This window comes from Pseudomonas sp. R19M (assembly GCF_050312585.1).
Taxonomy (GTDB): domain Bacteria; phylum Pseudomonadota; class Gammaproteobacteria; order Pseudomonadales; family Pseudomonadaceae; genus Aquipseudomonas; species Aquipseudomonas palleroniana.
Genome location: NZ_JBNPJV010000049.1, coordinates 1 through 9,925, shown reverse-complemented (window position 1 = coordinate 9,925; position 9,925 = coordinate 1). Strand labels below are relative to the sequence as shown.

Here is a 9,925-nt window from a genome sequence, read left to right as displayed (position 1 = left end):
ATGGCGGTGAGTCAGTCAGCACATCTGAATCTGATGCGCCGCCATCGGGAGCAAGCCCCCTCCCACAGTTGATTCGGTTTCTTCAGGCCGTCAGGCCAGACCTCAACAAACATAAAAAAGAGGCACCCCATGCACCCTGAATCCTTTACTGGACAGGCTTCTTTAGTCACGCCCAGCAGAAAGCGTTTCTTCATCATGCTGTTGTTGTTCATCACCGTGGTGATCAACTACCTCGACCGCAGCAACCTGTCGATTGCCGCCCCGGCGCTGACCAGTGAGCTGGGCATCGACCCGGTGCATGTCGGGCTGATCTTCTCCGCCTTCGGCTGGACCTACGCCGCCATGCAGATTCCCGGCGGTTGGCTGGTGGACCGGGTGCCGCCGAGAATTCTGTATACGGCTGCGTTGCTGTTGTGGTCCATCGCCACTGTCATGCTGGGCTTTGCCGCAAGCTTCATCGCGCTGTTCGTGTTGCGCATGGCGGTGGGTGCGCTGGAAGCGCCGGCTTATCCGATCAACAGCCGTGTGGTCACCACCTGGTTTCCCGAGCGTGAGCGGGCGACCGCCATTGGCGTCTACACCTCCGGGCAATTTGTCGGGCTGGCGTTTCTCACGCCGGTACTGGCCTGGCTGCAACACGCCTTCGGCTGGCACATGGTGTTTGTCGTCACGGGGGGCGTGGGCATTCTCTGGGCGGTGATCTGGTATGCGGTGTACCGCGAGCCGAAGGATTTCAAAGGCGCCAATGCGGCTGAAATCGCGTTGATCCGTGAGGGCGGCGGCCTGGTGGACATGCAGGCGAAAACCGTCAAGGCGCCGTTCAGTTGGGCCGACCTGGGCATCGTGCTGAGCAAGCGCAAACTCTGGGGGATCTACCTGGGGCAGTTCTGCCTGAACTCGACGCTGTGGTTCTTCCTGACCTGGTTCCCGACCTACCTGGTGAAATATCGCGGCATGGACTTCATCAAGTCCGGTCTGTTGGCGTCGTTGCCCTTCCTCGCGGCATTCATCGGCGTACTGTGCTCCGGGATTTTTTCCGACTGGCTGATTCGCAGGGGCGCGTCAGTGGGTTTTGCGCGCAAGTTGCCGATCATTGGCGGGCTGTTGATTTCCACGGCGATCATCGGGGCCAACTATGTCGACTCCACCGCTTGGGTCATCGCCTTCCTGGCGGTGGCGTTCTTCGGCAATGGCCTGGCGTCGATCACCTGGTCGCTGGTCTCGACCCTGGCACCGGCGCGCCTGCTGGGCTTGACCGGCGGGGTGTTCAACTTCATCGGCAACCTGTCGGCGATCGCCACGCCGATCGTGATTGGCTTCCTGGCCAGTGGCAATTCGTTTGCGCCGGCTATTACCTATATCGCGGTACTGGCGTTGCTTGGGGCGCTGTCCTATGTGCTGCTGGTGGGCAAAGTCGAACGCATAGAACTGTAGGAGCTAGCCTCTGTGCTCCTACAGTCAGTGGGCGGTCAGTAAAGCGCGCCGTCGAGGATCTGATAGACGATGCTGGTGCCGATGGCGATCAACACGATATCGCCGCCGGAGCGGCGCCATTCATACCCAGGGTATTGCGGCAGATGGGCCAGCGCCCGAGCGTCCAGGCGTTCGCCATAGTAGTTGCGCGGCAGCGGCTGGCCACGCACGAGGCGCACGCCGGAAGGTGGCGGTGCGCCACGGCGGAAGTCGTTGTGGTTATCCCGGATCAGCTGGCGCACCGGGCCGAAGTCTTCCGGTGGGCCACCGCGGTGGTCGTTCTGCGGGCCGCGATGGTTATCGCCGCGGGGGGCATGCAGCCCTGGCGGGCCACCTCGGTCGGGGCCGGGGCCTCCTCGCTCATCATCGGGCGCAGCCTGCGCCAGGGCACTGGCGCCGAGCAGCAGGACACCGAGAGCAGCGATCAAGCGTTTAGGCATTTTCATGGGGGCTTCCTCAGTACTGCACGCACAAAAAAGGGATTTCGAACGAGGCTCGAAATCCCTTGGTCTTGTCACTTTAGGTACTGACTCGGTGGATTGATTCCTCTGTATCGGGAACTTTACCTACCGCTTACGGGGCGCTTACTTACGGGCGTTACGCACACCTTCCGACAGCGCCGCGCACAGGCTCAAAACGCCATCGATTGCTTGCTGATCATTCTTGGCCGTGGCGATGTGATCGATCAGGGCCGAACCCACTACCACACCGTCCGCCAGGCGTGCGATGGCCGCTGCCTGCTCCGGCGTGCGGATACCGAAGCCGATGCTGATCGGCAGTTCGGTATGCCGACGCAGGCGGGTCACGGCCTCTTCGACGTGCTCCAGGGTGGCGGCACCGGCGCCGGTCACGCCGGCCACCGATACGTAATACACGAAACCGGAGCTGCCATTAAGTACGGTTGGCAGGCGCGCATCATCGGTGGTGGGTGTGGTCAGGCGGATAAAGTCGATACCGGCCGACTGGGCCGGGTCGCACAGCTCAGCGTTATGCTCAGGCGGCATGTCGACCACGATCAGGCCATCAACCCCGGCTGCCTTGGCGTCGGCGATGAACTGCGGCACACCGTACTTGTGGATCGGGTTGAAGTAGCCCATCAACACCAGCGGCGTATCGTGATTGTCTTTGCGGAATTCACGAACCATCTGCAGGGTTTTCGCCAGGTTCTGCTTGGCGGTCAGGGCGCGGATGTTGGCCAGTTGAATAGCCGGGCCGTCGGCCATCGGGTCGGTGAAGGGCATGCCCAGCTCGATCACGTCGGCACCGGCGGCAGGCAAGCCTTTGAGGATCGCCAGCGAAGTGTCATAGCCCGGGTCACCGGCGGTGACGAAAGTGACCAGGGCGGCGCGGTTCTGTTCTTTCAGTTGCGCGAAGCGGCTTTGCAGGCGGCTCATCAGTGTTTCTCCTGCTTGGACTGCTCTTGTTGAGAGTGTTCCATGTGGAACATCACGGTTTGCATGTCTTTATCGCCACGGCCTGAAAGGTTGACCACCATCAAGTGATCCTTCGGCAGGGTCGGCGCGCGTTTGAACACTTCAGCCAAGGCGTGGGCGCTTTCCAGGGCAGGAATAATCCCTTCCAGGCGGCAGCACTTGTGGAACGCATCCAAGGCTTCATCGTCGGTGACCGAGGTGTATTGCACGCGGCCGATATCGTGCAACCACGCGTGTTCAGGGCCGATACCGGGGTAGTCTAGGCCGGCGGAAATCGAGTGGGCGTCGATGATCTGACCGTCGTCGTCCTGCAGCAGGAAGGTACGGTTGCCGTGCAGCACGCCCGGTACGCCGCCGTTGAGGCTGGCGGCATGCTTGCCGGTTTCGATGCCGTGCCCGGCCGCTTCAACGCCGATGATTTGCACGCTCTTGTCGTCCAGGAACGGATGGAACAGGCCCATGGCATTGGAGCCACCGCCGATGCACGCCACCAGGCTGTCCGGCAGACGGCCTTCCTGGGCTTGCAACTGGTCGCGGGTTTCCTTGCCGATCACGGCCTGGAAATCGCGCACCATCGCGGGGTAAGGGTGTGGGCCGGCCACGGTGCCGATCAGGTAGAAGGTGCTGTCGACGTTGGTCACCCAGTCACGCAGGGCTTCGTTCATCGCGTCCTTGAGGGTGCCGGTGCCGGCGACCACCGGGATCACTTCGGCACCCAACAGCTTCATGCGGAACACGTTGGCCTGCTGGCGCTCGATGTCGGTGGTGCCCATGTAGATCACGCATTGCAGGCCGAAACGCGCGGCCACGGTGGCAGTGGCCACGCCGTGCATGCCTGCGCCGGTCTCGGCAATGATGCGTTTTTTGCCCATGCGTCGTGCCAGCAGGATCTGGCCGATGCAGTTGTTGATCTTGTGTGCGCCGGTGTGGTTCAGCTCTTCGCGCTTGAGGTAGATCTTGGCGCCGCCGCAGAACTCGGTCAGGCGCTCGGCGAAATACAGCGGGCTTGGACGCCCGACGTAGTCGCGTTGGAAGTAGGCCAGTTCTTCATTGAACGCCGGATCGATCTTGGCCGCTTCGTATTCACGGGCCAGGTCGAGGATCAGCGGCATCAGGGTTTCAGCGACATAACGGCCGCCGAACGCGCCGAACAGGCCGTTGGCGTCTGGGCCGTTGCGTAGATCGGTCTGGGACTGAGTCATGGGACGCTCCAGGAAAAAATGGGTGTAGAAACAATGAGGGCCACTCTACCCCCTCACACGCTACGCTGAAAACCGATAAGATCGCCGCAACCTGTCAGGAAAACTCACAGATGAGCCGAGACCTCCCGCCCCTTATCGCCCTGCGTGCTTTTGAAGCCACAGCTCGCCTCAACAGCGTCAGCCTGGCTGCCGAGCAGCTGCACGTCACGCATGGCGCGGTCAGCCGCCAGCTGAAAGTGCTGGAGGAACACTTGGGTACCAGCCTTTTCAGCAAGGAAGGCCGGGGCCTTAAACTCACAGATGCGGGCATCCGGCTGCGAGATGCCAGTGCCGAGGCCTTCGAGCGCTTGCGGGATGTGTGCGCGGAACTCACCCAAAGCGGCGCGGATGCACCCTTTGTGCTCGGTTTGTCGGGGAGTTTGCTGGCGCGCTGGTTTATCCCGCGTCTGGGCCGTTTGAATGCCGACCTGCCGGATTTGCGTCTGCATCTGTCGGCGGGTGAAGGCGACCTTGACCCACGCCGGCCAGGCTTGGATGCGCTGCTGGTCTTCGCCGAACCGCCGTGGCCGGCGGATATGCAAGTGTACGAGTTGGCCAGCGAGTGTATCGGGCCGGTCATGAGCCCGCGTTTCGCCGGCTTCGAACAATTGCGGGAGGCTGCGCCGCAAGCCTTGTGCGGCCAGGCGCTGTTGCACACCACTTCACGCCCGCAAGCCTGGCCCAGTTGGGCGCGGCACCACGGCATCGATCCCGGCGCTTTGAAACACGGTCAGGGCTTCGAGCATTTGTATTATTTGCTGGAGGCGGCGGTAGCTGGGCTTGGGGTGGCGATTGCGCCACAGCCGCTGGTGGCAGAGGACCTGCGTGCGGGGCGCCTGGTGGCGCCGTGGGGTTTCAGTGAAACCCCGGCGCACCTGGCGTTGTGGCTACCCAAGCGCGCCGCGGACGGGCGCGCTCGGCAGCTGGCGCAGTGGCTCAAGGCTGAGCTGTTGCGCGAGCCGGGATAGCCGGTTAATCAGTCGCCGCGTTTGCACAGCAGGTAAGCGGCCAGCAGGCCCAGCGCGCCAACGGCGACGCCGGCGGTGGTCCATGGATGTTCTTGTGCGTAGTCGCGGGTAGCAACACCGGTTTCACGCAGTTTTACTTTGCTTTCTTCGTAGGCGTCGCTGATCAGGTGACGAGAGTGCTTGAGGGCATTCTCGGCATTGCTTTTCAGGGCCTTCAGGGTTTTGCGTGACTCATCGGATGCATCATCCTTGAGGCTCTCAAGGGATTTGAGCAGGCTGGAAATCTCCGCTTCCATGCTTTCCAGCGAGGCTTTGCGTAGAGAAGTGTTGGCCATTTGGACTCTCCTGAAGTGATTGAGTGACGTGTGTAGATACCGACTGCGGCGGTTTCAGAAAGTGCAGTAAATCTGAACTTTTACCTACGAGCAGTCGCCAGAAGCATTACCAACATTGACTGCTACGCTGACTAAAGCCCTCAGGAGAAACGCCATGTCTGATCATCACACCTACAAGAAAGTCGAGCTGGTCGGCTCCTCGACCACCAGCATCGAAGACGCCATCAACAACGCCCTGGCCGAGGCCAACAAGAGCATCAAGCATCTGGAATGGTTTGAAGTGACTGAAACCCGTGGTCACATCAAGGACGGCAAGGCCGCGCACTTCCAGGTCACGCTCAAGGTGGGGTTCCGAATTGCCAGTAGTTGATCTCGCCGGTTGAACTTGCTGACTGGCCGATTGCCATAACCTGCGCTACAACCTTAGGGTGCCGATGCAACGTGCGTCGGCACGCTCTTTTCGATCAGCGCAAGGAAAGTAACGGATGAAGAAGTTTCTGTTAGCGGTAAGTTTGTTGAGCGTTGCCGGCACAGCAATGGCAGCTGGCAAGCCTTGTGAAGAGCTGAAAAGCGAACTCGCGGCCAAGCTCGATGCGAAAGGCGTTCAGCATTACTCGCTGGATGTGGTCGCTAAAGGCGCTGCCGCCGATGGCAAAGTGATCGGCAGCTGCGAAGCCGGCACCAAGGAAATTGTCTACAAGCGCGGTTGATTCCGTGTTCCAGACATAAAAAACCGACGCGAGTGCGTCGGTTTTTTTTCGCCTGGGCTTCAGCCTTTCATCAACTGCGCCAATAGCTCGTAGGAATGAATGCGATCAGCGTGTTCGTACAGGTCGCACGTAAAGATCAGCTCATCGGCGCCGGTCTGTTCGATCAACACTTCCAGTTTGGCGCGGATCTTCGCCGGGCTGCCCACCATCGCCAGGCCAAGGAAGCTGCCAACCGCGTCCTTCTCATGCGGCAGCCACAGGCCATCCATGGTTTTCACCGGTGGGCGCTGCACCAGGCTCTGCCCGCGCATCAGTGCGAGGATGCGCTGGTACACCGAGGTGGCCAGGTAATCGGCCTGTTCGTCGGTATCGGCCGCTACCAGCGGAATGCCGAGCATCACGTAGGGCTTATCCAACACGGCTGAAGGCTTGAAGTGATTGCGGTAGACGCGAATAGCCTCATGCATCAGGCGCGGTGCGAAGTGCGAGGCGAAGGCGTAGGGCAACCCCCGCTCTCCCGCCAGTTGCGCGCTGAACAGGCTCGAGCCGAGCAGCCACACCGGTACGTTGGTGCCCGTGCCCGGCACAGCGATTACCCGTTGGTCAGGCGTGCGTGGGCCGAGGTAGGCCATCAGTTCGGCCACGTCTTCCGGGAAATCGTCGGCGCTGCCGGAACGCTCCCGACGCAGGGCGCGGGCGGTCATCTGGTCGGAACCGGGGGCGCGGCCCAGGCCCAGGTCGATACGGCCGGGGTAGAGGCTTTCCAGGGTGCCGAACTGTTCGGCAATCACCAGCGGTGCGTGGTTGGGCAGCATCACGCCGCCGGAACCGACACGGATGGTAGAGGTGCCACCGGCCAGGTAGCCCAACAGGACTGAGGTGGCCGAGCTGGCGATGCCATCCATGTTGTGGTGCTCAGCCACCCAGAAACGGTTGTAGCCGAATTTTTCTACGTGCTGGGCCAGGTCCAGGGAATTGCGCAATGACTGGGCCGGACTGCCATTGGCCCGTACAGGTACGAGGTCGAGGGTCGAGAACTTCACGTCGGACAGCGATTTCATAAGCCAGCTTCTCCATTGGGTGCGCAGGCTTAAATAGACGAACCAAAACCTGCCGCTTCTGTGCATGTTCATGCAATGAGGGCATATACCCGAGATTCAATAGGTGATCATAAATTTCCTACTGGCGCACTAGGTTTTTCCGACAAAGTGAACTTTGCAAAAGCTTCTATCCTCAGAACCCTACTGACGCAAAACCACCGTTCGAGGAGATAGCTATGAGTATCAAGAAAAAAGCATCGGCTCATTGGGAAGGCGATCTGAAGACAGGCCTGGGGTCCATTTCGACCGAAACCGGCGTGTTGCGCGAAGCGCCCTACGGCTTCAAGGCACGTTTCGAGGGCGGCAAAGGCACCAACCCTGAAGAATTGATTGGTGCTGCCCATGCCGGCTGTTTCTCCATGGCGTTCTCCATGATTCTTGGCGATGCAGGTCTCAAGGCTGACAGCATCGACACCCAGGCGGAGGTCACCCTGGACCAAGTGGACGGTGGTTTTGCGATTACCGCCGTGCATTTGATTTTGAAAGCCAAGATCCCGGGCGCGAGCCAGGCGCAGTTCGATGAGCTGAGCAAAAAGGCCAAGGAAGGCTGCCCGGTATCCAAGGTGCTGAATGCGAAAATCAGCCTGGATGCCACGCTCGTCAACTGACTCAGCCCATCCAATGTGGAAGGGGCCAAGCCGCACCGCCCCTTCCACACTTTGTTCTGCGTTAAATCAGAACTCGTGTTTCCCGGATGCGGTCGTATAGGCTATGCAGCCTCGAGCGCACACCCGTGCGCAGGCATTCAGGGAGCTTCACACATGAAACGTTTTGCCTTGGCGATCATTTGCGGTGCGTTGGCTACTTCGGTTGTGGCCGCGCCAAAAGATTGTGAAGAGCTCAGGAAAGAGATCGAGGTGAAGATCCAGGCCAAGGCCATTCCGTCCTACACCTTGGAAATCATCACCGCCGAAGAAGCCGAGAAGCATGACATCGCCATGATTGTCGGCTCCTGTGAAAACGGCACCAAGCGCATCATCTACCAAAAAAACAACGACTGATCACAGGCAGTTGACGCTGCGCTCTTCAGCCAGCAATTGGCGGGCGGCGTTATACAAACGGATATTCGGCGTGTAGGCCAATGAGCGCCCTTCGAGGCGATAGCGTTGGCCGGCCTCGAAATGATCGTACTGCAGGGTAATGAAGCAGGTACGGTCAGTCATCTGCCCCAGGCCACCCAAGCTGCCACCCGTGGGCACCTCAAAATCAAATCGCACCATCAGCTCATGGCTGCCGGGTGGCACCTGGAAGAAGCGTCCGTCGTTGAGGTTCTTGCCGTCCAGGCGCTGGGCCATGACCAGTTTGGCGCCCGGCGTCGGCGTGGCGAAATCAATCCAGGCTTGGTGTGGGTCGACCGGGGGAATCGGGGTTGAGGCGCAAGCGCTGAGAAACAAGGCAGTGGTGCAAAACAATAGCTGGCGCATGGCGGGCACTCAGGCGGTGGGAAAGATGCAAGCAGGCTCGCTACCAGTATAAACATGCCACGCCATGGAAAAATGCCGCGCAGGCAGGCTAGTCTGGCGGGCAATTTACCCAGGAGTCATTGGGGCATGGTCAGGCGTTTTCTTCCAGGGTTGCTGGTTGTGCTGCTCAGCGGCTGTTCCAGTGTGAGTTATTACAGCCAATTGGCCAGCGGCCAGTGGCAACTATTGCGGGCCAGGGAGCCGGTTTCCGAGGTCATCGCAGATCCGTCTCGCCCACAGGAATTGCGCGATCACCTCAAGCAAGCGCAGAAGGCGCGGGCCTTTGCCAGCGAACACTTGCACCTGCCTGACAATCGGAGTTACCGGCTGTATGCCGACATTGGTCGGCCTTATGTAGTCTGGAACGTCTTCGCCACGCCGGAATTTTCTCTCTCGCCCGAGACCCACTGCTTCCCCATCGCCGGCTGCGTGGCTTATCGCGGTTACTACAACCAAAGCGCGGCGCGAGGTGAAGCGGCGTTGTTGCGCCAGCGTGGCATGGATGTGTCGATTGGCGGCGTAGAAGCCTATTCGACCCTGGGTTGGTTCGATGACCCGATCATGAGCTCCATGATGAACTGGGGTGATGAGCGCCTGGCGACGCTGATCTTCCATGAGCTGGCGCACCAGCGCTTTTATGTGAAGGACGATACTGAGTTCAATGAGTCCTACGCCAACTTCGTGGAGCAGGAAGGCACCCGTCAATGGCGTGCGGCACGCGGTCTGGCACCGTTGGGTGATGCGGCGTTGTTGCAACGTGATCAATTTATCCGGCTGATCCTCGACACCCGCAAACGCCTGGAAAAACTCTACGCCCAGCCATTGGCAGCGGACGTGATGCGCCAGGCCAAGGCGGCGGAATTCGAGCGTTTGCGCAGTGAGTACCGGCGGATGCGCGACAGCCAGTGGGGTGGCGATAAGCGGTATGACGGGTGGATCAACCAGCCGATGAACAACGCGCGGTTATTGCCGTTCGGGCTGTATGACCAGTGGGTGCCTGCGTTTGCCGCGTTGTTCAGGCAGCAAGGTGGGGATTGGGTGAAGTTCTTTGCGGAGGTGGAAAAGCTGGGCGGGCTGCCAATGGCGCAGCGCAAGGCTGCGTTGAAGCAGTTGGAAGGTGCTGGCCTCTAGGGTCCTATCGGGAGCAAGTCGAATCGTCGCACCGCCCCTCCCACATTTTGACCGTGGACGCCGGGCAATTG

13 protein-coding genes are annotated in these 9,925 nt (G+C 60.3%); 7 read left to right on the top strand and 6 right to left on the bottom strand.

Going from position 1 to position 9,925, the window contains the following annotated elements; genetic code table 11:
• The first annotated feature begins 129 nt into the window (after positions 1-129).
• Positions 130-1,434, top strand: coding sequence for an MFS transporter (locus ACQRBT_RS09020; protein ID WP_412046259.1), 1,305 nt, complete (start codon positions 130-132; stop codon positions 1,432-1,434).
• 35 nt (positions 1,435-1,469) lie between these two features.
• On the opposite strand, the gene ACQRBT_RS09015 is transcribed toward ACQRBT_RS09020, so the two are convergent.
• The 3 genes from ACQRBT_RS09015 to trpB all read right to left on the bottom strand — a co-directional run bounded on the left by ACQRBT_RS09015 (position 1,470) and on the right by trpB (position 4,108).
• A complete protein-coding gene (locus ACQRBT_RS09015) occupies positions 1,470-1,919 on the bottom strand; it encodes an RcnB family protein (protein WP_412046260.1) in 450 nt (149 codons plus the stop codon).
• Between the two features lie 138 nt (positions 1,920-2,057).
• A complete protein-coding gene (gene trpA / locus ACQRBT_RS09010; RefSeq protein ID WP_412046261.1) occupies positions 2,058-2,867 on the bottom strand; it encodes a tryptophan synthase subunit alpha in 810 nt (269 codons plus the stop codon).
• Positions 2,867-4,108 (bottom strand): tryptophan synthase subunit beta, encoded by a 1,242-nt coding sequence (trpB, locus tag ACQRBT_RS09005; RefSeq protein WP_060756532.1) that lies wholly within the window; start codon positions 4,106-4,108, stop codon positions 2,867-2,869. The genes trpA and trpB overlap by 1 nt, the downstream gene beginning before the upstream one ends.
• Before the next feature lie 110 nt (positions 4,109-4,218).
• On the opposite strand from trpB, the gene ACQRBT_RS09000 reads away from it, so the two are divergent.
• Positions 4,219-5,115 (top strand): LysR family transcriptional regulator, encoded by an 897-nt coding sequence (locus ACQRBT_RS09000; RefSeq protein ID WP_412046262.1) that lies wholly within the window; start codon positions 4,219-4,221, stop codon positions 5,113-5,115.
• Positions 5,116-5,123: 8 nt separating this feature from the next.
• Here the strand turns inward: ACQRBT_RS09000 and ACQRBT_RS08995 are convergent, their stop codons facing one another.
• Positions 5,124-5,450, bottom strand: coding sequence for a DUF883 family protein (locus tag ACQRBT_RS08995; RefSeq protein WP_003233664.1), 327 nt, complete (start codon positions 5,448-5,450; stop codon positions 5,124-5,126).
• A 154-nt stretch (positions 5,451-5,604) separates the two neighbouring features.
• Here ACQRBT_RS08995 and ACQRBT_RS08990 point away from each other — a divergent pair, with 154 nt between their 5' ends.
• Together ACQRBT_RS08990 and ACQRBT_RS08985 are read left to right on the top strand one after the other, a co-directional pair.
• A complete protein-coding gene (locus ACQRBT_RS08990) occupies positions 5,605-5,820 on the top strand; it encodes a dodecin (protein WP_005783406.1) in 216 nt (71 codons plus the stop codon).
• Positions 5,821-5,935: 115 nt separating this feature from the next.
• The gene (locus ACQRBT_RS08985) at positions 5,936-6,160 is read left to right on the top strand and encodes a DUF1161 domain-containing protein (protein ID WP_090367754.1); all 225 of its coding nucleotides are present in this window, start codon (positions 5,936-5,938) and stop codon (positions 6,158-6,160) included.
• 59 nt (positions 6,161-6,219) lie between these two features.
• Here the strand turns inward: ACQRBT_RS08985 and ACQRBT_RS08980 are convergent, their stop codons facing one another.
• Positions 6,220-7,221, bottom strand: coding sequence for an LLM class flavin-dependent oxidoreductase (locus ACQRBT_RS08980; RefSeq protein ID WP_021491416.1), 1,002 nt, complete (start codon positions 7,219-7,221; stop codon positions 6,220-6,222).
• A 215-nt stretch (positions 7,222-7,436) separates the two neighbouring features.
• Here ACQRBT_RS08980 and ACQRBT_RS08975 point away from each other — a divergent pair, with 215 nt between their 5' ends.
• Both ACQRBT_RS08975 and ACQRBT_RS08970 read left to right on the top strand, forming a co-directional pair.
• Positions 7,437-7,868 (top strand): OsmC family protein, encoded by a 432-nt coding sequence (locus ACQRBT_RS08975; protein WP_060756528.1) that lies wholly within the window; start codon positions 7,437-7,439, stop codon positions 7,866-7,868.
• Between the two features lie 153 nt (positions 7,869-8,021).
• Positions 8,022-8,261, top strand: a complete 240-nt coding sequence (locus tag ACQRBT_RS08970) for a DUF1161 domain-containing protein (RefSeq protein WP_090367751.1) — start codon at positions 8,022-8,024, stop codon at positions 8,259-8,261.
• On the opposite strand, the gene ACQRBT_RS08965 is transcribed toward ACQRBT_RS08970, so the two are convergent.
• Complete coding sequence (locus tag ACQRBT_RS08965; protein WP_090367749.1) at positions 8,262-8,684, bottom strand: hypothetical protein; 423 nt, start codon at positions 8,682-8,684, stop codon at positions 8,262-8,264.
• A 126-nt stretch (positions 8,685-8,810) separates the two neighbouring features.
• Here ACQRBT_RS08965 and ACQRBT_RS08960 point away from each other — a divergent pair, with 126 nt between their 5' ends.
• A complete protein-coding gene (locus ACQRBT_RS08960; protein WP_412046263.1) occupies positions 8,811-9,854 on the top strand; it encodes an aminopeptidase in 1,044 nt (347 codons plus the stop codon).
• Positions 9,855-9,925: the final 71 nt, after the last annotated feature.

Excerpts from the sequence above, each read along its gene's own strand:
- ACQRBT_RS09020 (WP_412046259.1), top strand. The coding sequence starts at position 130 with ATGCACCCTGAATCCTTTACTGGACAGGCTTCTTTAGTCACGCCCAGC.
- ACQRBT_RS09015 (WP_412046260.1), bottom strand. The coding sequence starts at position 1,919 with ATGAAAATGCCTAAACGCTTGATCGCTGCTCTCGGTGTCCTGCTGCTC.
- trpA (WP_412046261.1), bottom strand. The coding sequence starts at position 2,867 with ATGAGCCGCCTGCAAAGCCGCTTCGCGCAACTGAAAGAACAGAACCGC.
- trpB (WP_060756532.1), bottom strand. The coding sequence starts at position 4,108 with ATGACTCAGTCCCAGACCGATCTACGCAACGGCCCAGACGCCAACGGC.
- ACQRBT_RS09000 (WP_412046262.1), top strand. The coding sequence starts at position 4,219 with ATGAGCCGAGACCTCCCGCCCCTTATCGCCCTGCGTGCTTTTGAAGCC.
- ACQRBT_RS08995 (WP_003233664.1), bottom strand. The coding sequence starts at position 5,450 with ATGGCCAACACTTCTCTACGCAAAGCCTCGCTGGAAAGCATGGAAGCG.
- ACQRBT_RS08990 (WP_005783406.1), top strand. The coding sequence starts at position 5,605 with ATGTCTGATCATCACACCTACAAGAAAGTCGAGCTGGTCGGCTCCTCG.
- ACQRBT_RS08985 (WP_090367754.1), top strand. The coding sequence starts at position 5,936 with ATGAAGAAGTTTCTGTTAGCGGTAAGTTTGTTGAGCGTTGCCGGCACA.
- ACQRBT_RS08980 (WP_021491416.1), bottom strand. The coding sequence starts at position 7,221 with ATGAAATCGCTGTCCGACGTGAAGTTCTCGACCCTCGACCTCGTACCT.
- ACQRBT_RS08975 (WP_060756528.1), top strand. The coding sequence starts at position 7,437 with ATGAGTATCAAGAAAAAAGCATCGGCTCATTGGGAAGGCGATCTGAAG.
- ACQRBT_RS08970 (WP_090367751.1), top strand. The coding sequence starts at position 8,022 with ATGAAACGTTTTGCCTTGGCGATCATTTGCGGTGCGTTGGCTACTTCG.
- ACQRBT_RS08965 (WP_090367749.1), bottom strand. The coding sequence starts at position 8,684 with ATGCGCCAGCTATTGTTTTGCACCACTGCCTTGTTTCTCAGCGCTTGC.
- ACQRBT_RS08960 (WP_412046263.1), top strand. The coding sequence starts at position 8,811 with ATGGTCAGGCGTTTTCTTCCAGGGTTGCTGGTTGTGCTGCTCAGCGGC.